This window comes from Megasphaera sueciensis (assembly GCF_050219315.1).
Lineage (GTDB): Bacteria > Bacillota > Negativicutes > Veillonellales > Megasphaeraceae > Megasphaera_A > Megasphaera_A sueciensis.
Window position 1 is genome coordinate 1,573,659 of sequence record NZ_CP116939.1, and the last position, 26,270, is coordinate 1,599,928.

At 38.2% G+C, this 26,270-nt stretch carries 23 protein-coding genes; 1 reads left to right on the top strand and 22 read right to left on the bottom strand.

What is annotated here, in order from left to right:
- Positions 1-148: 148 nt before the first annotated feature.
- From NXG62_RS07560 to NXG62_RS07605, 10 genes are all read right to left on the bottom strand, one after another.
- Positions 149-580 (bottom strand): RrF2 family transcriptional regulator, encoded by a 432-nt coding sequence (locus NXG62_RS07560; protein ID WP_427111854.1) that lies wholly within the window; start codon positions 578-580, stop codon positions 149-151.
- Positions 581-1,971: 1,391 nt separating this feature from the next.
- Positions 1,972-2,739, bottom strand: coding sequence for a 4,5-DOPA dioxygenase extradiol (gene ygiD / locus NXG62_RS07565; protein ID WP_427111855.1), 768 nt, complete (start codon positions 2,737-2,739; stop codon positions 1,972-1,974).
- Positions 2,740-2,973: 234 nt separating this feature from the next.
- A complete protein-coding gene (locus tag NXG62_RS07570; RefSeq protein WP_427111856.1) occupies positions 2,974-4,260 on the bottom strand; it encodes a M18 family aminopeptidase in 1,287 nt (428 codons plus the stop codon).
- Positions 4,261-4,300: 40 nt separating this feature from the next.
- A complete protein-coding gene (locus tag NXG62_RS07575; protein ID WP_427111857.1) occupies positions 4,301-4,975 on the bottom strand; it encodes an AroM family protein in 675 nt (224 codons plus the stop codon).
- A complete protein-coding gene (locus NXG62_RS07580; RefSeq protein WP_427111858.1) occupies positions 4,969-5,808 on the bottom strand; it encodes a hypothetical protein in 840 nt (279 codons plus the stop codon). The genes NXG62_RS07575 and NXG62_RS07580 overlap by 7 nt, the downstream gene beginning before the upstream one ends.
- Positions 5,805-6,743, bottom strand: a complete 939-nt coding sequence (locus NXG62_RS07585) for a DUF1177 domain-containing protein (RefSeq protein ID WP_427111859.1) — start codon at positions 6,741-6,743, stop codon at positions 5,805-5,807. The genes NXG62_RS07580 and NXG62_RS07585 overlap by 4 nt, the downstream gene beginning before the upstream one ends.
- 19 nt (positions 6,744-6,762) lie before the next feature.
- Positions 6,763-7,845 carry a DUF917 domain-containing protein gene (locus NXG62_RS07590; RefSeq protein WP_427111860.1) on the bottom strand — a complete coding sequence of 361 codons (1,083 nt, stop codon included), beginning with the start codon at positions 7,843-7,845 and terminating at the stop codon, positions 6,763-6,765.
- Positions 7,845-9,446, bottom strand: a complete 1,602-nt coding sequence (locus NXG62_RS07595; protein WP_427111861.1) for an OPT/YSL family transporter — start codon at positions 9,444-9,446, stop codon at positions 7,845-7,847. Before NXG62_RS07595 ends, NXG62_RS07590 begins: the two co-directional genes overlap by 1 nt.
- Before the next feature lie 22 nt (positions 9,447-9,468).
- Positions 9,469-10,104, bottom strand: a complete 636-nt coding sequence (locus NXG62_RS07600) for an aspartate/glutamate racemase family protein (RefSeq protein WP_427111862.1) — start codon at positions 10,102-10,104, stop codon at positions 9,469-9,471.
- A 142-nt stretch (positions 10,105-10,246) separates the two neighbouring features.
- Positions 10,247-11,749, bottom strand: a complete 1,503-nt coding sequence (locus NXG62_RS07605; RefSeq protein ID WP_427111863.1) for a PucR family transcriptional regulator — start codon at positions 11,747-11,749, stop codon at positions 10,247-10,249.
- A gap of 648 nt (positions 11,750-12,397) precedes the next feature.
- Between NXG62_RS07605 and NXG62_RS07610 the strand changes: the two genes are divergently transcribed.
- On the top strand, positions 12,398-12,508 hold the full coding sequence (locus tag NXG62_RS07610) for a hypothetical protein (protein WP_427114257.1): 111 nt from the start codon (positions 12,398-12,400) through the stop codon (positions 12,506-12,508).
- A gap of 53 nt (positions 12,509-12,561) precedes the next feature.
- Here the strand turns inward: NXG62_RS07610 and NXG62_RS07615 are convergent, their stop codons facing one another.
- The 12 genes from NXG62_RS07615 to NXG62_RS07670 all read right to left on the bottom strand — a co-directional run bounded on the left by NXG62_RS07615 (position 12,562) and on the right by NXG62_RS07670 (position 25,349).
- Positions 12,562-13,497, bottom strand: coding sequence for a peptidoglycan-binding protein (locus NXG62_RS07615; protein WP_322351627.1), 936 nt, complete (start codon positions 13,495-13,497; stop codon positions 12,562-12,564).
- A 1,308-nt stretch (positions 13,498-14,805) separates the two neighbouring features.
- Positions 14,806-15,699, bottom strand: coding sequence for a dihydrodipicolinate synthase family protein (locus tag NXG62_RS07620; RefSeq protein ID WP_427111864.1), 894 nt, complete (start codon positions 15,697-15,699; stop codon positions 14,806-14,808).
- A 3-nt stretch (positions 15,700-15,702) separates the two neighbouring features.
- The gene (locus NXG62_RS07625) at positions 15,703-16,503 is read right to left on the bottom strand and encodes a carbon-nitrogen hydrolase family protein (RefSeq protein ID WP_427111865.1); all 801 of its coding nucleotides are present in this window, start codon (positions 16,501-16,503) and stop codon (positions 15,703-15,705) included.
- 19 nt (positions 16,504-16,522) lie between these two features.
- Positions 16,523-17,254 (bottom strand): amino acid ABC transporter ATP-binding protein, encoded by a 732-nt coding sequence (locus tag NXG62_RS07630; protein WP_427111866.1) that lies wholly within the window; start codon positions 17,252-17,254, stop codon positions 16,523-16,525.
- The gene (locus NXG62_RS07635; protein ID WP_427111867.1) at positions 17,220-17,987 is read right to left on the bottom strand and encodes an amino acid ABC transporter permease; all 768 of its coding nucleotides are present in this window, start codon (positions 17,985-17,987) and stop codon (positions 17,220-17,222) included. The genes NXG62_RS07630 and NXG62_RS07635 overlap by 35 nt, the downstream gene beginning before the upstream one ends.
- A gap of 38 nt (positions 17,988-18,025) precedes the next feature.
- Positions 18,026-18,883, bottom strand: coding sequence for an ABC transporter substrate-binding protein (locus NXG62_RS07640; protein ID WP_427111868.1), 858 nt, complete (start codon positions 18,881-18,883; stop codon positions 18,026-18,028).
- Between the two features lie 76 nt (positions 18,884-18,959).
- The gene (locus tag NXG62_RS07645) at positions 18,960-20,123 is read right to left on the bottom strand and encodes a M24 family metallopeptidase (protein WP_427111869.1); all 1,164 of its coding nucleotides are present in this window, start codon (positions 20,121-20,123) and stop codon (positions 18,960-18,962) included.
- Between the two features lie 18 nt (positions 20,124-20,141).
- On the bottom strand, positions 20,142-21,320 hold the full coding sequence (locus NXG62_RS07650) for a mandelate racemase/muconate lactonizing enzyme family protein (protein WP_427111870.1): 1,179 nt from the start codon (positions 21,318-21,320) through the stop codon (positions 20,142-20,144).
- The gene (locus tag NXG62_RS07655) at positions 21,289-22,431 is read right to left on the bottom strand and encodes a M20 family metallopeptidase (RefSeq protein WP_427111871.1); all 1,143 of its coding nucleotides are present in this window, start codon (positions 22,429-22,431) and stop codon (positions 21,289-21,291) included. Before NXG62_RS07655 ends, NXG62_RS07650 begins: the two co-directional genes overlap by 32 nt.
- 14 nt (positions 22,432-22,445) lie before the next feature.
- Positions 22,446-23,642, bottom strand: coding sequence for a pyridoxal phosphate-dependent aminotransferase (locus NXG62_RS07660; RefSeq protein ID WP_427111872.1), 1,197 nt, complete (start codon positions 23,640-23,642; stop codon positions 22,446-22,448).
- Between the two features lie 198 nt (positions 23,643-23,840).
- Positions 23,841-24,512, bottom strand: a complete 672-nt coding sequence (locus tag NXG62_RS07665) for a GntR family transcriptional regulator (protein ID WP_427111873.1) — start codon at positions 24,510-24,512, stop codon at positions 23,841-23,843.
- Between the two features lie 48 nt (positions 24,513-24,560).
- A complete protein-coding gene (locus tag NXG62_RS07670; RefSeq protein ID WP_427111874.1) occupies positions 24,561-25,349 on the bottom strand; it encodes an SDR family oxidoreductase in 789 nt (262 codons plus the stop codon).
- Between the last annotated feature and the right edge of the window lie 921 nt (positions 25,350-26,270).

The window sequence follows — 26,270 nt, forward strand, 5'->3', positions numbered from 1 at the left end:
CTACATTGTCCTTCCTGCAGGATACATCCAAACCCAGTACTCAGCAATACGTCGTACTCTCATACTATTAAATATAAAATCCACATAGTCAGTATAATATACATATAGATTGGCAGATACTGCAGCTGATGAAATTTAGTACATTTTACTAAACACGTATATCTGTCGTATGTTCTTGTTTTTCTAAAAACTCAAAATCAATACGTTGCAAATGTTGAATCAACTCCTGCTGAATTTCCCGAAAAACATCATATACAGCACACATACCGGCACAATCACGAGTACAATTTTCCATATTCGGCAAGCAGCGCAGCAATTCAGGTTCTCCCTCTACCGCTGCAATAATATCAAATAACGTAATAGCCGAGGGTTTTCGTTGTAAAGAAAAACCACCATCAACTCCCCGATATGATTTTATAATTCCTGCCAAAATAAGATTTCTCATAATTTTCAATAAAAATCGTTTAGGAATATGTTGATTTTGAGATAACTCTGTCGCACTGACTTTAGTTCCCTCCGGCAATGTCGAAAAATACAAAATGAGCCTAAAGGCATAGTCTGTAGCTTGATTCAATTTCATATAAATAACTCCTTATAAATACAGTTCCATATGCTATAATTATTTTCAACAACAATATTCTTGCCAATAACTGTCTCGGATATTTCAGTATAGTGAAACCGCTTCTATCCGCACAATAAGCAAAGTTATTGACATATGTCGTTTATTTCAGTTTATCTCTTTTGTTGACATATGTCAATAAAAATATCGATTATATTATTTTATATTGATAAGCATTCTGTGTATTTTATAGATAAAAAAACTGCTTGCCCTATTGCAAACAGAATTGGATTGTATATATATTTTAATCCTTTTTAGGAAACCGCTAAAAAAACGCATCGAATTACTATTTACGCATGTGTTATGTCAATGAATTCCATTACATCTCTTCTCATAACTGGCATAGATTCCTATATCAACCTTCTTATACGAAAAATCATTTGTATCACATGTCCTTCTATTGTATACTCATGATAATTTTTATATTATTCTTTTATTTTTGGATATTCCTCGAAAACCTGCATCATTGGTTGTACACCTACCTCCTAAGTATACGCTTTTAAAACTAATCGACTGTATACTATTCCGTTTTTTATCTGTTCCGTACGGCGGTTGCCAACAAATAATACTCAACATGCGGGCAGAAGTATGTTCCACTTGCGCACATGTGCATATTTTACATACATATCGAGTAGATTGCTGTTCAGTCATAATAGAAAAACGCAAGCGCTCCTGCGTGATATGCTTTTTAAGTCTATTATTTCTCGTCTTTCTAACGAAAATCCATAATATGCTTATTTTTCATATTCATTACTTCTAAATCTATGAGCTGATTCTTGATAAATATGTGGCATACGTGATTCAATTTAAACTCTTTTCAAAACATATTGTCTCGGATTTTTTCTTTTTTCCTTGTCTTTAAAAATTTTTATTTTTATATCTGTATTTACAGAAAACATCCTCTCTATATCTTTCGCCGTCAACGTTTGCACTGCATAAGATTCTTGATTCGTACCTAGCAAAAACATATTCTTATAAAAAAATTACACTTTTGATTCATTCGGAAAATATCAAATTTAACAACTGGCTTCAGTTTCATATCTTCTATAAAATCATGATCATTGTATGCACGGCATAAAAAAAGATGAATAAACAGCACGGTATCTTAAACGCGCTACTCCAATTTTAACATATTCCAAAAGCACCCTGTATAATCATTATCTGTCAGGTATATGGATCTATCTATGTTGAATTTCTTCCTGCCTGTTTCCAAGTAACAATGTGATCCACAGTATATTCATGCCCTCAGCAGAAAAGATTGTTTTATTATATCTAAAACAACTTCTGTTTCTTTTTTTCTCTGCATCTTTCCTTCCGATAAACACACCCATCAAAGACTATTTGACAAAAAATTATGCAAACACAAAACTAGTCATAGATAACGCTCCCATTGTCCGGGAATCATTATAAACAGTTATAACATCTTCGTCCGATGATGCTCCCATCGCATATACAAGCGGAGAAAAATGATCTAATGTCGGTACGGAGAATTGAAATAAAGATTTTTCCTGCATCAAGCGAAATACAGCATCATAATCGTGTTGAATAACATAGTCACGAACAGTATGATCAAATTTATCCGCCCAATGAAACCCCGCTTGCAATTCCCAATCTAACATGGCTAGATTATGTACTATATTACCGCTGGCTAAAATTAAAATATTCCGGTCTCGCAGCGGCCGCAATGCTCTACCCAATAAAAACTGCCTTTGCAAACTTATATTTTTATTCACACTCATTTGAACAACGGGAATATCGGCCTCAGGATACATTGCCTGCAGAACAGACCAACTCCCATGGTCAATACCCCAGGAATTATCAACTGCAATATCGTCACCAAGCACCTGTTGTACCTGTGACGCTAATGCAGGAGAACCAGAAGCATGATATTGCAGTTCATATAAGGCTTTAGGGAATCCATACATGTCATAGATTTGCTGTGGTTTAAGCAAATTATTAATATAACTGCCATCTGTATACCAATGAGCAGAAATAGCAAGAATCGCTGTCGGTTTTTCAAAAAAAGAAGGTATAGATCTCCACGTTTTCACATAGTCATTTTCTTCTATGGCATTCATCGGGTTGCCATGACCTATAAATAGAACAGGCATTTTTTTCATATGCGTCCTCCTTATAAAAAAACAAATTTTATGCAAGTGTACAAATACAGATATGACTTATCTTTCTTATATTGTAATGCAAAGGATTTCTATTGGTCAATCATAAATAAAATATTATCAATATTTATTACTGCAAAAAAAAGAGGCATATTATTTTTATATGCCCCCAAAATTTATAATAATCAAATGAACTCGGAATAGAATATAAAATATGCTATGCATACACATTTTTATTTATGAAAAAAATCTGCAGAGAAGATTTTCAATTGCTTCTTGATCTTTTATCCCCATAGTTTCTCTCGCCGAATGCATTGCCAAGATAGGCACACCTACATCCATCGTTCGGATAGGAAGATTAGCCGATAAGATGGAACCAAGTGTGGCACCGCCTTTGATATCCGAACGGTTCACAAAATATTGGAAAGGTATATTTTCATCTTGGCAAAGCGCTGTAACAACAGCTATCGCCTCCGCATCACCGGCGTAGGCTTGACTAGCGGCAATTTTAAGAGTTACCCCACCATTGAGAACCGGAAAGTTAGTAACATCGTTTTTTTCCGGCACGTTGGGATGCATAGCATGTGCTACATCCAGAGAAAGCATAAATCCTCGTGCTATATCAGACAAATAATCCTCTGCAGTAAATCCTAATGCAGTATACACACGCTGCAAAACATGAGGAAGGACAAAAGAACCTGCTCCTTGCTTTGTATTACTACCTACTTCTTCATTATCAAAAAGGGCAATAACATCTATCCCATCTTTCCGGTTTCCTTCAATAATGCCAGTCAAACAAGCTTTAACAGAAGTCAGATTATCTAACCGCGGTGAAGAAATAAATTCATTTTGCAACCCCATAAGGCAACCTGTTTCTGTTGGATATATAGTAAGTTCATAAGACAGAATATCTTTTTTTTCACAAGAAAACTCTGATGACAGAAAATCAAGAAAAAATTCTTCGTTCTTCTTCTCTCCCGTCATCGTCATAAGAGGAAGCATATCTTTTTGCGGATTTAATTCAATACCCTCGTTCATCTGACGATTCATATGAATAGCCAAATTCGGAATCGTCATTACAGGCCGTTTGGCATCAACTAATTTTATTACGGGATGAAAAGGACTTGCTCCCCGCAAAACGATCTTACCTGCAACAGATAAAGGCCTATCCAGCCAGCTGCTGCGAATCATCCCCCCATAAACTTCTATATTGACTTTACCGTATCCATGCATTGATATAGAAGCGGTTGGCTTTATTTTCAAACAAGGAAAGTCCGTATGTGCCTCAGCAATACGTAAACCGGCGCGAGGTATACAGGTAATATGAAACGCAATAAGACTGGAATCATAAATACGAAGATAATAGGCTCCTCCAACTTGTAAATTCCATGTTTCACCTGCTTTTAATTCCATGAATCCTGCTGCTTTCAAAATATCAGCACTGGCAGCTACTGCATGGTATGAAGACGTCGATTTCCCTAAAAATTCCAGTAAATCTTGTGATATAATTTTTGCAGTCATCATCCAGCTTCCTTTCTGCATATTATATGTTAAAATATCCTGTTTAACCAAAGAGTTCTGCTGCTGCGTGAGCAGCAACAGTCCTTCCTAAAATAACGGGAATTCCCGTTTTAGTTCGAATAGTTTCCTTCATCGCTTTCGTATACCCGATACAATCCATGACCAAAAGCTGTGCTCCTGAATTTTTAAGTGCAACTGCCTTGTCCACGACCAAATCAAAAGATTCGTATGGAGATGCTGCATTAACAAGGACCTTTGCAGCACCATTTCGATGCCAACGCTGACCGGCTTGTCGAATTTGCCCATAAGCAGGAGTTAAAACCCCCAGCGTCCGATTACCTAAAACAGCCATGGTAAAATATTGCAGCAGCACTTGTGGATATAGCAGAGGAACAGGGCAATCAAAGGAAGGAAACTCCCCTGTGCAAAGCATAAGTATACCCTTTACTTTTTCATAATTTACCAAATCGTTAATACGTTCTTGGATTCGCGGCAAAATATATTTTTCCGCGATCTGCACGGATGAACCATCAGATAAGCGTGCTACAAGTATATAATCCTTTTCTGCCGGTTCAATATTTTTTAACGCTTCTTTTGTCATGCCATCCAACGCCCCACGCTGAATAACTTCAATCCCATCCAGTATCGGCTCTAGATCTGGCATCACATCGACTCGGGGAGCCTGACCTACTGTAATGGCACCTATCTTTCCTACCATGTCAGTTTACCTCCTTCCGCTTTGCGCCAAGCACAAGCTTTATGCCGTCCGCACCCGATACTGCCCTTTTTACATTCTACGCCGTATGCCGGATGCTTGTCTATATTTTCTATAATTCTTAATACAAATTCAACAGCCTCCCGAACAACTTCCGGTTTCCCTTTCAGTATAAAAGTTTTAGCACCCTCAGCACCTTCTATGCCCCCGGAAGCAATAAGTGTAACCGTAACGGGAAACAACATTTCCAAAGCCCGCTGTTCTGTCACAATTTCACCTATCAAGGGAACCAGACCACAGCTCATTCCCATACTCCAATCAGTACTCTCCCGGCCAGCAGCCTGACAAGCTTTGGCAATAGTACCATAAATCAATTTTTCCAAACCACAGGCAATAATAATTTTACATCCCTGCGCCATAAGACCCGTAAACCCCTGACCAGGCATTCCACCTAAAGAACTGCCTATTAAAATTCCCGCATACCCTTGCGCATCAATGGCATTAGCACCTATCACTACAACATCCTGCGCTCGCATCGATGCCGCCGCCTTTGAAAACTCTTCGTCTATATTGGATACCCGCCCTTTTTCCCAAAGAACACTATGTTCTGCTATGGTATTCTGGTTTCCAGAAGATTTTGTTCCTCTCGGACTGATACGTCCTGAAATACGTAATCCCGAAAGTCCTAATCGTCTGGCTACAGCTGCCACTGTCGTCCCACCCTTCAATAAGATCTTGCCGCTTTTCTGAGCCTGCTTAACATCCTGCCGTTCGACAATCGCCGCCGCAATTATTTCCTTGGCCACACTAACAGTTAGTGTGATCTGTGCTTTCATGATTGCTTCCCCGAAGTTTGAAGGTGTTTCATAGAACCGTACAATTTTTCCACCAAAGCAAATTCTTCCTTATCATAAAAGCTGCAGTTTCCTTGAGTATACTCTTTGGCCACTTCCACACAGAAACGCACTACTTCAGCTATATCCGTTTCATGAGATGCTCCGGTACTGCAGCCGGGAACAGCCGTAACCGTCGTAATGGCAACTCCTACCGTAGGTGCCGTAGTCCCAACAGATGGCTGCAAAATACTATTCAAATGGTATAGTCCATTACCATATGGAGTAATATCCTGAGTTGTAATCGGAAACGTCACCGGGTAGTCTCCTGTAGACGTCTGCATGATTTGCAGCAAATCTTCACTGATATGCAGAATATACCCTTCTTTAACTGTTGGAGAAATAGCAAAACCTCTCTTATTAATAACACGGTTCCCTTTTGTCGTGTCAACAGATAAAACCGCATCCATTGCCGAATCTACCGTAATATGAACATTGGTTGCCATAGAAACCGGTGAGCCCATAAAAGGAACAGGTTTATGCGGCTGCGTCGGCGCCGTGGGGCAGATATGCGTCGTAACAATAACATCACCTTCCAGCTGATCTCCCTTCTGTGCCATCCCCGCTAGCTTAATTGCAGTTGCAACAACTGACAGTGCCCCATCGCCATCGGAAACAAATCCTTTCCGTTCCGGCCGTGCACCAACACCACCCAACTGACCTACAATGCCTAACGTAGGAGCCGCTCCTCCTGCAGTCTTACCATTTTTTCCGGGAATAAGCATACGAATAAAATCAGTCGCCCCTTTTCCTTCTTCCACCCGTTCATAAATTGCATCTTCAATCCCCATTTTTTTTGCATATGCTACAATAGCTTTCCCATTCACATGAATGTCATCCATAATTTCATATACATCCAATACTTGTTTCAACGCCATACTATCGTCTCCTCACAAATTATAAATACGAAATGATTTCCTTTCCCACTGCTTGCTCAGCAACTATATACAATTCCTTATCGCGTAAACCAGAACCTAAACGAAGATGGCATTTATCTGTATAAATTACCGTAATTTTCATATTTTCCCGTACTTCTGATGAAGTAACCGGCATACCTGTATCCGTTAAAAAAGTCATGATTAAATCAGGAAAAGTCGCCAATCGTATATCATTCAAAGTAAGTGTCATATTTTCATTCCAAAAAGTTAGTTCCACGGACTGCCGTTCATTCGTAACTTGATACGTACCCACGTCAAAACCATTCTTTGTTTCCAGTTTTAAATGCTGAATCCGGCCCGTCATACAAATAACTCCATGAAGAAAATTTACCGCACTTGCAACAATATCTGCTTCCTGATTTTGTGCTGCCAGCATAACCTTACCCAATGAAATAGACTGTTCAATGGCTCCTATAGCAGCATGCTCCTTGGCATAAGCGGCTGTAACAGGATTTCTGGCTACCGCAACTAACCCTTCTGCTTCTATGGATGTACATCGAATTATCTGAGAAGCATGCTCCAAAGATCCACGTATAATAGTTTCCAAATAACTTCCTTCTGCCCGATTACCGCCAATAGCTACCTGCCGGGATACAAATCCTTTTTGCCGCTGCAAGCTCATCGCTCCCATCACGCCTGTGGGATGAGCCCTGCCGTCGCAAGGGGCATCGACCAGTGGAAGATGCAATGTTGCTGCCTGTATCCAACCATTCAAAGTTGCATTGCCGCCGCATTCATTAGTTATAATACCGGCTGGTTTACAATCAAAGGATGCTGCAAAACGTTGAACAGTATTTACATAATCTGTGGCTGTAACACAAGCATTTAATGCAGCGGGAGCACCTACAGCGGAAACCGTCAATAAGATTGCATTATCGGGAATTTCTTCAATAGGAACTAACTTCACGGTCCCCGTGTCAATAGCCTGTAAACCTAATCTTTCACCTAAAAAACGGGATCCGCCGCCACCGCCACCAAGAACAGCACCACCCAAAGCAGCAGCAGTCGCATCTTGTTTAGTAAGTATGCGAGAATAGCTCATTATTTTTTAACACCTACTTTTATCAGAGAATTAAAGAAGCCGTACAATGCATCTCCAGCAATACATCCTGCTGCCATTACCGTCACAGGTATCATCGCTTTTTCACCTTTTATTTTTTCAATAAGAAAACGTACCGTCAGTCCAACTAAAACAGTGATTCCTGCAGCCGGGCTTAAAATCAAAAGCCCTGTTGCCATCATAATTCCCATTTGACGTGTCGATCCACCAACAGCTTGCAATATCGCACCTGGAACAGCCCAGATGGCCAAGCTCTTAATAATGGCTGGATCAACACCCGCTTGTATCGTTGCCACGAACACCTTGGCAACCGGAGGTACCAGGCCTTGCTCAAAATACATATTATGACTTAAAGCAACGGTTACTGCACCCACACCAAAACCAACAAAAGCCGAAACAAACTGATGGTATCTACCCTCTACTTCAAATTTAGGATCTTTCCCCATGCCACGCAAAAGCCAACCGCTGCGGAAATCAAACCCACCGTCAGCAAAAGCCGGCCCGCCGCTGGCAATAAATCCTACCATCAGTGCCAGTGCTACGGGCGGAAATCCAATTAAAATACCGATAATCAAAAAAATAAGCGACGTAGCAAAAGCGGGAAACCATCCAGAATGCATCGCTGACAACCCTACAATAAATTCCGCCATAATACAAGCAAAAGCGGCATACAAAACCCAAACAACCAGCATGCCAATACTCATTTCTGTATATAAACCGGCTAAAACAGCTAAAATAACCCCTGCAACAATATATAATATAAAACCTCGAATCAAACTGACCCGTACACTGTTTTCATCACGAGTGTATTCGTAGTCATCCTGTTCAGGACTCCCATCTGTTTTTTTCTTTTTATTCAAAAAAACCATTAGAATCTGAAAGCCGGCAACAAGCCCCGCCCCAATCATAAAACCATGAGGGATATACATAGCATTAAGATCCAGACCAAAAATGGATTGGGAATACCCACGCAACAGAAGTCCTACAGCAAACATCAACATAGCCCACATGTTAGCAATCATAGTAATTCCCAATGCCGACATAGGAATTTTAAAAAAGGAACCGACGATTCCGCCAACAATACCCCAAACGAGAAGCATGGCTTGTTTTCCACCCTTATCTCCTGCTTTAATCGCTTCAGCTGCCGCAATTCCTGCGGGCCAAGCTGCCTTACCAGGAAAAGCTTTAGAGTCAAATAGCCAGTACAACATGCACATATCAATAGACATACCCAGCGTAGCTCCAATCAACATAGGCCAAACAAGATCTACACGTCCTAACACGAACGGTATAGCAACTGGCAGTAATAGCGAATTCGCTGCCCCGAAGGTAGCACTGGAAATAGCGGTCTGTGCCATATTTTGTCGATGAATATTTCTGAATTTTGCAAAAGAAGCAAGGGGAATACGGGAAACAATAAGTGCTACTAACACCCCAATAATAGCTGTGTTTGGAGTTACCCCCAGAGTAGTTATAATTTGTAAACCGATAATTGCTCCAAAAAACGATAAACATACATTCATGAGCATCATCCCCGGCTCAAAAACATTAGGATGTACCTCTCTTGCTTTTTCTTGTGCCATAGTTATCACTCTCTCATTTCTATTATATATTCCGAAGAATTAATTGGGCCACAGCACCGCTGGCTTCTATGGCATCTACAATAGGAATCGGCACATGTTTGCGCATTTTTTCAGCAAAATGAATAGTCGCAAAACCTGTACAAGCCAGCATAATAACATCACATGCTGCTGCCAGTTCCCCTAAGGCCTTTATGGCCGCCATTTTTCCTGAAGGTGTCATTAAATCAGTCGTATTATCTACCCCTTCAGGTGCAACTTCCATGACCTGCCGTTCACCCAATATAGCTGCAGGTGAACTGGGAGTATGTCCAGTCAAGTTAAGTACGCCTACCCGTTTTCCCAAAGTCAAAGCTAAAGCTGCCGCACATGTACCGGCCCCTATAACAGGGATATGTACGCTTGCCCGGACTTGCTGTAAGCCTGGATCAGCAGCACAACTAATTAAAATTGCTTTAACCCCATCGGCTTCAATATTTTTAGCTAATGTTATAATTTTAGGAATAGCTGCTGTTTCCGTAACCTCATCATGAATACCATAAGGTTGATCAGGAATACAATAACTTTTCACATGAATACCATACCTCTCTTTGATAATCACCCCGTGACTTTCAAAAACTTTTGAATCATCCGTTGTCAATACTCTGATAATTCCTAACATATTTTCGTTCCCCTCACTTTTGCCTATAAAAAATAAGGCAAGCTATTATATTTCATAACAATAGCTTACCTTAAGTAAATTTAACAAACAACCGCTATTTAGTACAAAAAAATAATATTTTTTGTACATTTTGCACAAAAATCTATTGCAGTTGCTGTGATTTTAATAACAACCAGAGTATTACTCGTATTTCTGGATCATCTAATTTTTTACCTAACAGCAATTCAATCTGTTTTAAACGGTACCGCAACGTATTGCGATGAATAAATAACAACTGCGCCGCCTCTGAAAGATTACCCTGGCAGTCTAAATAAACTTGCAGTGTTCTCAAATATTCTTTTCGCTTTCGTGATTTCAAAATTTTCCCAAGCAACGCACTATCTAAAGACGCTGCATCCATTTTTTCTAAAATTAAATATAACTCAGCATCCTTTTGATATAAGTCCTTTCCCGGTCCATGAATCTTACGGGAAATACCAATAAGACGTCGAGCTGTCTCATATGCTTTCTGTATCTCCGCTAACATATTAACAGGATTACTGATAACAATAGTTGCTGTTAGTTCTTCGGAAAGTTGGGACACCTGTGTATGTATTTCCGGCAAAACAGATTCCCAGTCCGTTTGATAAAATGAACCGAGAATAATAACTTTATCACTTTGCTGTGCTGTAAGAAAATTACGGTTACATTTCCCCAAACGCAGCATAGCTCCCTGAACACAATGAAAAAGGGAGCGGCGAAAAGTCAAAGCCTGTTGTTCCGTCAAATCATGCTGCAACAGATACGTTGTAAAATCATCAATATCGACGATGCAAACACACTTTTCTCCTTCTAAAGAGAAACTGAATTCATCTGCTCGAGCTTGCAGAAGAGCCATACTATGGATTTTACCGCTAATCAAATCATCTAATAAATCACGTCGTTCATTCCATGCCGCTTCTGTTGCCAGTTCATAATTAACAAGGTGGAGAGCCACTAGCACTTCGGCATGTTGAACAGCAATTAATTCTTTGTCACTCAAAGGTTCCGGAGTATTAACAACAATGTATCCATATACCCGTTTCTTAACCTGTACAGGAATCACCTGTTGGTGCTGCGTATTCAAACTAGAAGCACGAAGATTATAAGGATAGATAATTACTTTTTTAGCGAGTATCGACTCTAATGCTGAAGAAATACTTTCCAAGCTATTCGTTTCTAATGCGACTTTTGTCAGCATTTTATAAATTTTCTCAGAATATGCCAGCTGTCGTGCTTGATTATTGACAATACGCTGCATAAGCGGATATGTAATATCAATAAAAGGAAGATTATTAGGCAAAGAAATAAGCGGAATGTCCAGTTCATCAGACAAACCAACTAGTTCTTGAGGAATACTGCCAATAAAACGACCAAACTTAATAGCCAGTGCAGCTCCTTGTTTTTGTGATAAAGAACGCAGCAGTTTCATCTGTGATTCCAAATTATCTCGTATGGAATATCCCGTCGTAATCAAAAACTCATTTGGCCTCAACCATTCATACGAATCGGGAGTTTCTGAAATATCAACACAACTGATAATTCTATCAAGGCCTCCGGATCCACCGATTAATTCGGCATCTTTCATGTGATCCATCTGCAGCGCCTTTCGAACAGTGAAAGACATACTATTACCTCCATGCAGATAATTATAATCTTGCAATCATTCGCTTGATCCCGCCACTCCCCTAGTCCAGCCAATCAACGATGTAGTCAACGCCAATACCTTATCGTTATCTGGAAATGCGCCCGCAAATAAAATGTTACCCGATATGGCTGACCGATTCTATTCCCTATAACAAACCCGCCGCGTTTCCCGCTATGTTGTCGCTGGATGAATTTTTGGAAAACACACAAGATCAGATATGCCAAGTTACCTTGTTCAATCCCGCTGCGGCAAGACTGTCTTAGATATCTTGCCGCAGTGCGGGATATCTAAAATTAACGAACTAGTTTGCGTCCTATCTCTATGCCTTGCGTAAAACTATATTGTGTAGTAATGGATTCTTCTTCCGTATTCCGCTTGGTAGCACAACACCTGTTTTTCAATGCCATGATTATCTGCGACAAATATCATCTGCCAGGTAATCTGGCCATGAAAAATACACGAAAACGGATACAGTACCCATATAATCATTGCCCTTTCAATTTCAAATACAACAAAAAAAAATTCTCGATGTATTTCCTGCGATTTTGGTTCGAATTGGTACAGACTTACGGATTAATAGAATTTAAATCCTTGCTGCACTCCTTCTCGGATTAATTCGACGACATTATTAATGCCACTCGATTCCATTACTTCAATGAATTTATGGAAGGACACATCAACAAGATAAAAATAGTAAAACGGATTTATTTTGGCATTCGTAATTTCTCCCGCTTTTGAAACCGAATATCATTCATGGATGCGGCTATAAATCATTGTATAAATAAGCTTATTTATACAACACGTCTTGCTCCCACATAACACGAAGACCAATATGTATTATCCAAGTCAGCTACAACAACACCCTGCGAGGTGGTAGCACTGACAAACTCATGATTTCCTACATATATACCTGTATGAGATATTCCAGAATATCCAGAATCAAAAAACAGTAAATCACCAGGACGCAAATTAGAATATGCCACTGGAGTCCCTATATCATATTGTTCATCCGCAGTCCGGGGCAATGTAATGCCGATAGATGAAAAAACATATTTTGTAAAACCGGAACAATCAAATCCATCAGGCGTATTACCGCCGTACACATAAGGAACGCCAAGATATTGATCAGCTGCGGCTACAATGTTTTCCCCTTCAGAGGATTCCGATGTATTGCCATAAGAAAAAGGTGCTGTTGACAACGTCTGACCAGTTAACGCATAAAAAGTCTGCCCTCCTACAATTCCATCCACCTCCAACCCATGATCAGCTTGAAATTGACGAATTGCCGTATCTGTCTCTGTTCCCAATACCCCATCAACAGAAACTGTATATCCATTATGAACTAACGCTTGTTGTACTATCATAATCACATTATCTGCGGTAACCGGAACCGAAGTACTGCTATTTGAATCTGTATCCTGCTGTACAAAATGAGTACACGTATTATCCGGCATATTTGTTCCCATTAAGGCTTGGTACGTCATGGCTCCTACAATTCCATCAGCATCCAGTCCCTGTGACGTTTGAAAGTTCCGCACAGCTTCAGTTGTCTGTGTTCCATAATCTCCATCAGCAACAATATTTCTACCCATAGCGTTTAATTGCTGTTGTATTGCTAAAATTTCATCTCCTCTGTCTCCTGGATGAAAAGTAGCTCCTACTGAAGAAGTTAGTGTCATCATGAAGACAATACAAGCTATACTTGTTCTTTTTAAACGAAATATCATCCAATGCTCCCTTTTTGTTGATTATTTAAAGCTATCTGCTTTACCAACTCACAATATAAAATCGAATAATAGGTCTGTCTGTATACCTTATCTCAAAATAATAGGCTTAAATATTTGTGGTAATTCATATCCATTATATCTCTATCACTTATTCATGATAACATATCCAAAATATTTCTTGGCAATATCTCCCTATTATTATCCTAATTTCCATCAGACAAATGAGTTCTCCTATTGCAAGACAACCATTCTGCCATACCATTATTTACATATAATAAAAACACTTCCTTTACATAAAAAGAAGCTGTAGAAAATCCGACTCTACAGCATGCATTAATACGTGTAAATAGAAAGGATTACCAAAAATAATCAAAAGATGAATCACTACCTATGTATAGTGTATTATACCATATAAAGTCATACAGGTAAAATCTTCTGTATGTGTTGTATGTGTCAAGAAGTTCTCGGTAAATGTATTGACCCAGATAATAGCTAGCCTCATCGACTTCGCTTTTTTACAAAAATGCAGACGTTGAAAAGCTGTTAGCTAACTTCCTTATGGCACTGCTGGATGGGCCAGTATTGCATGCGTCCGTGATGAACCCCTACATGCGTTTGAAAGAGAATCTTCCGCATGACTCATCTCATCGTCCCACGGAAAGTGCTGCTGACCGGAGCAGTGATATTGTCAATATTATATATTGACAAAACGTCGACAAGGACATGCAGAAAAAAACTCATTTTCCTTTTCCGTTTGGTGAGTATCAGTTTTAAAAAGACGAAAAAACACCAATACCTTTTTGTATGGAGATAGAAATACGTTATTTTTTCATTTGCACAACGATTGGCACGGCAGAAAACAGAAAAAAAGCGAGCTTGGAAAAATATCCAAACTCGCTCGTATTAGTAAAATGGCGGAGTGGCAGAGATTTGGACCCTGGCAGGCCTTACGCCCCCTAACGATTTAGCAATTCGAACTGCCTCTTCTTGTTCATTTTGTTTCAATGCCATGAATGCAGTTATAATCCACCTTCTCTTACTTTTCGTTTCTTTCTGTTACTGTCTCTTTTAATCTATTTTCTTACATTTAAGCGATAGTATAAGCAACTATTGTAAACTTTTACAATAAAAACGTATTAACAACACATATGCAAAATTTATACACTTATTCACTTGACCACTATCTACTGCATAAATTTAATTTCTTCAAAAAAGCATACATCCTTTCCATCTTATCCCAAGGAATGAGCTGGTCTTTGGTCTAATAATTTATGAATTCCAGTTTCATAACTACCTCAACTAATCAGATTACAACAACTCACACTGTTCCAATACGGTTGTCAATTCTTCCTTTTCTTTCTCATCTAAAGATTGAAATGGCGGCCTAACTGGTCCTGCACTGAGGCCTTTTAATTCCATTGCCGCTTTCACCATCGCAGGTTGGCCAAATCGAGTAGCTAAGTCGCGCATTGGTTGCCATCTATAGTAACGTTTCTGAGCCTTTGCTAATTGATTGTTCATGACTTCATCATATAAAGCTACATATTCATCACACATAAAGTTAGCATTAGTTGATGTGCAACCAGGATACCCGGAAGCTAATGCCCCTAGAATCAATCCATCTGATGCACACATAACGGAAATTTTATCACCGGCATAAGCTAATGTCCTTACTAAAACATTCAAATCGGTTGCCCCTTGTTTAACTCCATAAATATGCTTAAGTTTAGATACTTCCTTTATATCTTGAGGTGTCAAACTAACGCCAATACTGGCACTATTGTAAATTAAAATAGGAATATCCACATTGGCATCTAATTGTTCAAAATGATATATCATATCAGTTGAGCGGACCTCCGAAACATAAGGAGGAGTTACCATTACAGCATTTGCACCAATTTTATCTGCATAGTTTGTTAAATCAATGGCATTCTGTGTTCCGCTATCAGCAGTACAACATACAATAGGTACTCTTCCATTAACAGCTTCAATAGCGGCTCTAAACAATTGTTTTCTTTCTTCAATTGTCATGCTTGGATATTCAGCATAAGTACCACCGACAACAACACCATTAACACCTGACGAAATGAAGAAATCAATATTTTTTTGCAATCCTTCCAAATTCAATGAAAAGTCCTGATTAAATGGCGTTATTGCTAAAATATATATACCTTTAATTTGTTTTTTTAATATATGACTCATTGACTACTCACTCCTATATTCATATGTATCCATCCGTAAATCAGTTAAATATGAATTTTCCCTTTCTTCTTTTACAGTATCCAAATTAATTTTTACTATTTCCATCTGCTCTTCAAAATCTGTCCCTGCAGCAATTCGCAAACCATCGGGACCATACATTAAATTATTACCAAAAAATCTTTCACCGTTACTATTTAAACCAATGGAATTAACCGCAGCTACAAAACAAGTGTTTTCTAATGCCCTATTTCCAAAATACATATTCCATCGTTGACGAAATATCGGTGTATCGGCAAACGCAGCAGGAAATACTATTAATTCGGCTCCATGTAATGCCAACATACGGGAAGCTTCAGGAAAACCTGCATCGTAACAAATTAAAATCCCGATTTTCCCAAAATCCGTTTGAAAAACCGGATATCGATTTCCAGCCTGAAAATATTTTTTTTCTTCACTCCACAGATGAACTTTGCGATATATTCCTTCTACATCTCCATTTCTGGTAATAAGGATAGCTGCATTATATAATTGAGATCCTTCTTGTAATGCAACAGGTAAGATAACATAGATTTTATTTTTCTTTGCAATTTCTGTTATATATTGAACAGCTTCAGATTGCAAAGAACACTTCGATTGTTTTAGAAAATTCAAATCATATCCCGACAGATATAATTCTGGAAAGACTATTAAATCCACATTTTCTTTCCCGGCCCGGTCAATAAAGGTTTCACAATGCCCTACATTTTGCAGTACATTGCCAAAATAGGTTATCGGTTGAACCAACGCAATGGAAATGATATTCATTGAACTCTCTCCTAGTCCTCTAATATTGAGTTATTTGACGCAGAAATTTTTGAATTCTCGGATGAGAAGAGCCAGATAACGAGAAATCTTTAGCAGGTAAATCATCAATGATACTGCCGTTATCCATAAAAATCACCCTATCACCTACCTTTTGAGCAAATTCCATTTCATGTGTAACAATGACGATAGTCATCCCACTCTTTGCCAAGTCTACAACAATATCCAATACATCCGATGTCATTTCAGGATCCAGCGCACTCGTCGGTTCATCAAAAAACATCAGCTTGGGATGCATTGCTAATGCTCTGGCAATGGCGATACGTTGTTGTTGTCCCCCTGAAAGCTGTTCCGGATAATGATTTGCCCTGTCACTCAAATGTACTTTGTCCAATAAAACCATGGCATCTGCTTTTGCCTTATTTTTATTATCCTTGTATACAATTCGCGGTGCCAGCATGACATTTTCTAATGCTGTCAGATGATTCCAAAGATCAAATGATTGAAAAATCATGCCTATTTCGGTCCGGCTATAATTTTTTCTGCTGCTCATATCTTTTCCCTTATATAATACTTGCCCTCCATTCACATTTTCCAAACCTGCCATGCATCTTAATAATGTTGATTTCCCCGAACCGGAAGGTCCAATCATAACTACTTTTTCACCTTCATGAACACTAAGAGATACTGATTTCAAAATTTCATTACCACTATAACTTTTATTTACATCTCGTACTTCTATTAATCCCTTCATAAGTATGCACACCTCCTAAAATGACAATTGAGCACTGTCTAAGAAATGAAGAAAACAAGGACGGAGATTTTGCTTGATCAAATCGTCGAGATATATCCAGGTGATGTTCAATTTTAATTTGTGCAATAGTAAAGATTGAAGTAAAAAACAAATAATACACAACTGCCGCTATTAAAGTGTGAATATAATCAAACGAGGCACTTGCCATCTGTTGTGCCGTCAGCAGCAAATCACCGTAGCCAACAACCGAAGCCAAAGACGAAGTTTTTAACATGGCAATGAACTGATTCGTCGTAGGTGGGACAACGGTCCGCAATGCTTGTGGCAATGTAATATGTCGCATAATCTGAAGCTTGGACATACCCAGCACATACCCAGCACGTTGCTGACCTGGATGAACCGATTTCAGTCCACTTCTAATAATTTCAGCCATATATGCGGCTTCATTTAATGTCAACGCAACCATTGCAGACTGAAATGAGGTTAGTTTTAACCCAAATTGTGGTAACGCATTATAAACAAAAATTAATTGAACCAAAACCGGAATTCCTCTAAAAATCCAAATATAAATACTTGCGATTCCTTGAAATATTTTAAATTTTGACATTCTGAAAATCGCCAGAAGAAATCCACATAAAACGCCTGCGATCTGAGCACAAATTGTTAGTTTTAATGTAGAGACAGCTCCGTTCAAAAAATCTGGTGAACATACATAATTAAACAACCCTTCCATAATATTCGCCCCAATCTACATAAAATAAGTAATACGCTCTATTTCGCAAAGTAATTCATTTCAGTCGGAAGATTATATTTTTTCATCAAAGATTCAAAAGTGCCGTTTTCGACCAGTTTTTTCAATGCTTTTTCAACCGCTTCTTTTGTTTCTGTATCACCTTTACGCACAGCAATACCTATTTTTGTTTCAGCTGCAAAAGTACCTGCAATTTCAAAGGTATCAGGCTTTTTTTCCATCAAATATGCTGCTCCAGGTGATGATACTAGGAATGCGTCTGCTCGACCTTGTTCTGTGGCTAGGACAGAATCATTTGCGGTAGGTAATGCCAATATAGTGATCGGTGACTTACCTTTACTTTCCAGTTTTTTATTGGTATCTCTACAATAAATTTCTTCAACAGCCCCACGGGTAACAGCACAAGTTTTTCCAGATAAATTATCCATCGTTGTAATGTTTTCTGGATTACCTTTTTTAACAACAATAGAATTTCCCAATACTAAATACGGAATGAAATCAACTTGTTCTTCCCGTTCCGGTTTAATATACATAGCTGAATTGATCATATCTAATCGTTTGCCATTTAATGCTGGAATAAGCCCATCAAAATTCATAGCTTGAATATTAGATTCAAGCCCCATTTCCTTTGCTAAAGCCTCTCCCATCTCAATATCAAAACCAACATACTTCGAACCTTGCATGTATTCAAAAGGTGGAAAAGTCGCTGCCGTACCAAAGGTCAATTTACCTGACTCGGCTAATTGTTCCGGTGCTTTTACTTCCGCTTTGCTTTGATTGCCACCGGAACCAGTATTTCCACATCCAGCAATTGTAACCATCAACGTTCCAACCAACATTACCATCCCCAAAACTCTTATCATTCTGTTCGTATTCATCGTTCTTCCCCCTCATCTAATAACAGTGCACTATTAACAGGACCCCTTTCCTACTAATAGCGCCATTGCTATAATATTATTCAACAATATGCAATTCTCTTGGAACATGGGTAATCACTTTACAACCTGTTTCAGTGACCAAAACAGTTTCACTGAACCCGACACCATAACTCCCTAATTTTCTGATAGCTGGTGGCATATGGAATGTCATACCAGGCTGTAAAATCCGTTGATCCCCCTGCTGAAGGCTCATGATATGTCCTTCACCCCAATCGGGTGCAAATGCAATGCCTATCGAATACCCTGTTCTTTTACGATAGTTTTCATATAATCCCGCTTTTGTAATAACATCTAAACAAGCCGAGTCAACAGATTCCGAAGTAACGCCAGGTTTGATAGCATCAATTGCCGCATTTAAGGCTTCCAAACATACTTTTGACCATTCCTGCATTACCAGTGACGGTTTCCCCAGTGAAACACTTCTCATCAATGCTGCATTATATCGATTGACTGTCCCAGATAATTCCAACAATACTGTTTCTCCATTTTTCATCACCTTACTCGTCCAGGAAGAATGCATCGCACCGGCCCGATATCCTGAAGCAACATACGGTTCTGTACCATAGAACTCGCTGCCTTGCACACACATTTCAGAAAATATGGCTGCAGCAACATCATTTTCAGTATTTCCTACTCGTACTGTTGCAAAGGCTTTCTGCATAGCCGCATTACAAATTTTTCCGGCTTGTTCTATATATTCAATTTCCTTAGGTGATTTGATGAGCCTCCCCTGTTCAACAATTCCGGATGCATCAACGATCTCCGAACCTTCTAATTTTTCTTTTAATCCAAGATAGTTTTTAGTCGTTAAAAACCAAGATGTATATTCGACTCCGATTTTGCTTTTCTGGCCACCTTTCTGATGTATTACATCAATTGTCTTCTGCAGAGGATCGTCCGTATCATCATATGCAACCAACGCATCGCTTCCAAGCCAAGAAAACGTGCCTGCATTGCCTAATTCGCCTCTTCGCAAAACCAACGTGACTTCACCATTCATAGGAATAACCAAGCACATATACATATAATAGCCAGGTGATTTGTGTCCGGTCAGATAAAAAACATTTTCCGGCGTATTCACAAGAAAAATGTCAAGTTTTCTATGTGCCATTTCTTTTCTTACGTTTGCCAGCCGTTGATCAAATTCTTCCTTTGAAAAACCTGTTAATTTTTTTCCCATCGTAAACTCCTCCATATTCTAATTTCTATTTTCTTTATATATTTCATGTAACTGTTTTTCATTTACATGAATTCCCAGTCCAATCCCTGTGGGAACCATTACCGTTGAATGGGAAACTTCCAATCCACTGCAAGGGTCTTCTTTGATTCTGCAATGCCCATTCAATTCAAACAAATTGGTCCTGGAAACCGCTCCACATTGAACAGCAGCAGCTACAGCTAACATACCCTCATCCATACCACCTACCATGTATGACAAATGATGTGCTTCTGCAATATCCATCATACGAACAGCATTATAAATTCCACCCGATTTAATGAGTTTTATATGGAGACCATCTATAGCATTCTCGTTAATAAGATTAACTAAGTCATCAACACTAAAAACAGCCTCATCAGCAAATATCTTTACATCCAAATTTTCATGCAACATCCTTAATGAGTCAGCATGCTTAGCGGGAACGGGTTGTTCCACGATTTTCAAACCATATTGCTGCAATACTTTGATATTGACCAGTGCTTCTTTTGTTTCCCATGATTGGTTTGCATCAATGGCAATTTCTGTCTCACTTTCCAAATGGAGTTGTTTTACTACTTCATAAACAGCTTTTACCCGTTCAACATCTTTTTGAAAAGGTTTGAGTCCTACTCTGACTTTTATAAACCTGCATCCGTCATCCAGTAAAGCTTTCGCATTTTTTCTTGTTTCTTCAAGACTACAAAAAGGTATATTTTCTTCAGTAGGCAAACGCATTTTACGGGCACCACCCAATAAATTCCACAAAGGTAATCCATAATATTTCGAAATCAGATCATAAATAGCAATATCCGCAATGGCTTTGGATGCCATATTACCAACAATGGCATTCTCGATCTTGTCATGTGTCTGATTGATATTAGTCAAATCTATCTCAAATAATACAGGAAGAATGGCACTCTTCAATGTAGCAATGACAGCTTCTGTCGTATCTCCTGTGAAATAAGAACAATTGCCTCTGACTTCGCCAAACCCAACAGTGCCATCATCTGCCTCTAGTTTTAAATAAATTTCTTCCAAGCTATCAATATATCCTGATGAGGCGTGTTTGAACGGTATTTTTAATGGCAAATTATTTTGGTATATTACAGCGCGATTAATATGCAATGTATAACAGTCCCTTCTATTATTATGATAAACACCATCGAATAATATTTTCATATATTGTAATACATCTTTCTAACTGTGTAATATCCACAAACTCATCGGTTTGATGTGCTTGGTTCAGAGATCCTGGTCCAACAACAATTGTTGGAATGCCACATTTCATTAAATGCACCATATCACATCCGCAAGTGAGACCATAAAATGTCTTTTCATTTCCAGTGACATCCGTTGCTATATCAAGCGCAGCTTGTGTATATTTACACTCTGGACTGATTTCTGTCGGTCCCCCTGTGGTTTCCTTTAAAGCCTTTATATCCACTTTTATTCCTGGCATTTTACGTTCTGTCAAAGCACATATCTTCTTGAAACTATCCACTACCTCTTCTTCCGTTTCACCGGGAACCATTCGTCGATCCACAATTAATTCACAACTGTCGGGAATAACGTTTTCTTTTACCCCGCCTACTAATTTTGTGATTGCCATTGTTGGATTACCCAATAAGTAATGATTTATTTTTTTCAATTGTTTTGAATATTCTTTCATTTCCATCGTAAAAACAGCTGCGCCTTCAATAGCATTAATACCTTGCTCTGGAAGAGAAGCATGCGCTGTTTTACCAGTAACGCGAATAATGGGCCGCATGCTTCCTTTATGGCAAGGAGCAATTTTACAACTTGTAGGCTCACCTACAATGCCATAATCGCCATTGAACCCATTCTGAACCATTTTCTTCGCACCATGACTAAAATCTTCTTCATCAACAACTGCCGTCATAATAATTTCTCCATGAATATTACCCGGATCATTAATGACATTACGTATTGCCAGTAACATACATGCCAATGGCCCCTTGGCATCGCAAGCACCTCTGCCATATGCTTTGTTCTGGCGAATGGTCAAGTGAAAAGGATCGGATGCCCATCCATTAACAACAGGCACCACATCCATATGCGTGTTCAAAACGATTGTCTTCCCACCTTTTCCAATTTTCTTTTTAGCGATAACATTACTGCGGTCTTGTTCCACTTCCTCATAATACACATCCATACCAAGAGATTGAGTATACTGATAAACCAATTTCGAAACACCAGCCTCGTTCCCATTCATACTTGGTACGGAAACCAACTCACTCAATAAATGAATAACTTCATCTGTTGTCTTCATAATAAGAACACCCTCTAATCTAATAGTAAAATCGCATCTTTGATTCTTTGCATTCCCTGCTTTATATTGTCCAGCGAATTAGAATACGATAAACGTATATGGCCAGAAGCTTCAAAAGCACTACCGGGAACAACAGCAACATGCGCAACCTCAAGCAAATACTCTACGACATCAACAGAATCATTTATCCTAATACCCTTACCTGTTCTACCAAACATTTTTGATACATTAGGAAAAACATAAAATGCACCCTCCGGTTCTACAGACAGATCCCACAACGGTATCTCTCTTACTAATTGAACCATGATATTTTTTCTTCGTTCAAATTCTTTTTGCATGATCGTAACGCTTTGTTGACTTCCTGTTAATGCTTCTAATGCAGCTTTTTGTGCAATAGAATTAGCTGAAGATGTAACGTGTCCCTGCACACCATCCATCGCCGAAATGATTGCTTTATCTGCACCAATGTAGCCAATTCTCCATCCTGTCATAGAATATGATTTTGAAACTCCATTGACCAACAAAAGCAATGACCGGTTATTTGCCATAAAAGAAGCCATACATAAATGTTTGTTGTCCTGATAAACCAGCTTTTCATACACTTCATCAGATAGTATATATATATTATTCTTCATTAATACGTCTGCTAATTGTTTTAGGTCTTTTTTTCTGTATACCGTCCCTGTTGGATTATTAGGATTATTGATAATAATCATTTTTGTTTTTTCAGTAATACATCGTGTTATTTCTTCTACATCTAGCTGAAATCCATCTTCTTCATGTAATGGCACAATAACAGGAGTGGCACCTGCCAACTTAACCATTTCAACATAGCTGACCCAACAGGGTGCCGGTATAATAACTTCATCACCTTCTTCACACAACGTGAATATAGCATTAAATAGTGTCTGTTTTGCTCCCGTTGAAATCATGACTTCTTCTGGAGTATATGTAACCTGATTATCATCTTTAAATTTTTCACATACAGCCTGCCTCAACTCATAAATACCTGAAACAGCTGTATATTTTGTAAAATGCTCATTGATTGCCTGTATTGCTGTTGTACTAATATTATCCGGTGTCGGAAAATCGGGTTCTCCTACACTAAAATCAATAACATCGATATTTTTTCGTTTTAAATTTCCAACCGTTGTGGTCATAGCTTCTGTTGCTGATGGTGTCATATTTAAAATTTTATGTGTTAAAGTCATTAAAATCTCCCCTATATCTCAATTAATAATGAATGGTAATTTGTATATTGTCGACAATTATAACTAAAAAAAAGACAAGGTCATCCTCCTGTTACAGAAGACATCCTTGTCTCTTTAAATTCATTAACGTACATACTTGCAATTATTAACTTTTTACTGGCATGAATTGTACCATATAATTGTTATAACGTCAATTAATTATATAATACTCATTTCCGTTCTTTTTTCTGCATTTTGTAAATGTTTCTTAATTAAATCAGATAAATGTGCACCGTCCCTTAATTTCATCATTTCGATAATTTTCAGGTGTTCCCTGGTTGCAATAACTATAACATTGATATCCACACCATTTTTCATAGTTTCAGGTAGATATCTTATACGTAATGAATAATCAATCAAATTATCCAATACATTGACCAATAAACGATTAGATGAATATTTGTAAAACAATGCATGAACAGCTATATCGGACTCGATATAATTTTCAATATCATCGGGATGCTCTAATACATATAGCAACTTCTTCTCAATTTCCTGAATCATGCACTCTGGGATATCATTAATCGAATATCTTGCTGCATATGGTTCCATCAGTATTCGCATCTCCGTATTATCTACAATGTCCTGTTGCGTTACTTGTGTAACATATGCACCTTTTCGTGGCACTAACTGAACGAACCGATCACGTTCCAAATGATTTAAAGCTTCCCTCACAGGTGCTCGACTAATATTCATTGCTTTTGCAATATTATCTTCAATGAGTCGTGATCCTGGCTTAAAATTTCCTATAACAATCTGCTTTTTTATATTTTCATACACTTGATCTTTTAAAGACAGTGTATGACTTAAATCTTGTAAAACAGGTTCCATACTTACCACTCATCCTATATAAATTTAAATTATTAGCCACCCATCAGTTTAAAATGTTTTGGTTAATCCCCCATCAACCAAGATAGTCTGTCCTGTTATGTAAGTATTAGTTGGAGAACATAAATACACAACTATTCTTGCAAATTCCTCCGGTGTCCCATATCGTCCTAATGGAATAGTTGATTCAGTCTTAGCTTCTATCACCTGACGCGTCGTACCAGCATTCTTAGCACGTATATCATCTAATAAGTGTACCCTGTCTGTCGCTATCTTGCCTGGTGCAACGACGTTGACTAAAATGTTATATTCGCCTAATTCTTGTGACAAAGACTTAGATAATCCCATAACACCCATTCTAAAGGTATTTGATAAAATTAAATTATTTAAGACTTGTTTGACAGATGAAGAAGCAAAGTTGACAATTTTACCTTCTCCATTCTTTTTCATATACGGAAGTACATATCTGATAGCGCGAATATATGACAACAGATTGTTTTCAAATGCAAATTGCCATTTATCATCTTCAAATTTCTCAAAGGTTCCAGCTGGTGGTCCGCCACTATTATTGACAAGAGCATATATAGACCCACATTCACGAACTACCGTATCTACCGCATGACATATATCATCGTTGTACAACATACTTCCCTCTATATATTGAATATCAATACCTGTTTGTTCATGAATGTCTTTTTTAGCCTTTTCTAGTTTTTCTCGATTATGGCTAAATAGAAAAACCTTTGCTCCTTCTTTGGCAAATTCTGTAGCCGTTGCTTTACCCAAACCACTACTTGATGCCATAACCAGAACTGGTTTACCCGTAAGTTGTAAATTCATACAAGAATTCTCCTTTTGGTAATATTGTCTATTGTCGACAAAATGAAATTATCTTTTTCTAGAATACCACTACTAAGTCTTTTATGCAATACCAAATTTTCAATAGTATTGTATTAATATTTCAATTATTAGTTTAATATATTTCAAATCCATAGAAGATTACAGCATGCAACCACTATAGAACTCAAAAATCAAACCTTATAAAATTTATTCCGATATGATTGAAATTCAACAAGACTGCATCTATATAAGTATTCTGTTTAGCATAAATAAAACATTGTTTTGATTTATGACTATTAATTCTGAATCACTCTGCATATGAAAATGTAATTCTAAATAAACTTCTTTCGATACCTTTAAAATTGTGCTACTAATTTTGCAATGTGTCGCAATAAAATACCACCTTTCTTATAGCATCAATTATCTTTACCACCGTAAGATTTATGATATGTTCCGAGTGCTTAACCATTTAATGCGAAAGCGATATACTAGTAATATCATTGTTTTCCCAAATTCGGATACCAAAAAAAACAACTAATATACCGATGATATACATATAAGCTTTTTCGACAAAATGAATCACCCACTGCACTCGCCAGACAACTCAACAAAATGCACCTAACAAATGTAGTCCCGACACCCCCCAAAAAGACCGAACATTCCTTTCAGGCTTAGATTAACAATAAAGCTATTTGCCAACAATATTCAAAATACAATCGTCCCCACAACGCCACTACCAATCAACATGCCTAATCCCCCAAAAGTCCATATAGTTGTCTTCTCTTTCCGATTATCAATTGTTAAATTACCTTCTTCACTAACAAAAAGAACAAATGACAAACTATTGCCACAATCATTCTTTTTTCCACATATGTCGTTCTGCCTCACTAAAAACAAGTAGGTGAATAGGCTACAATAAAC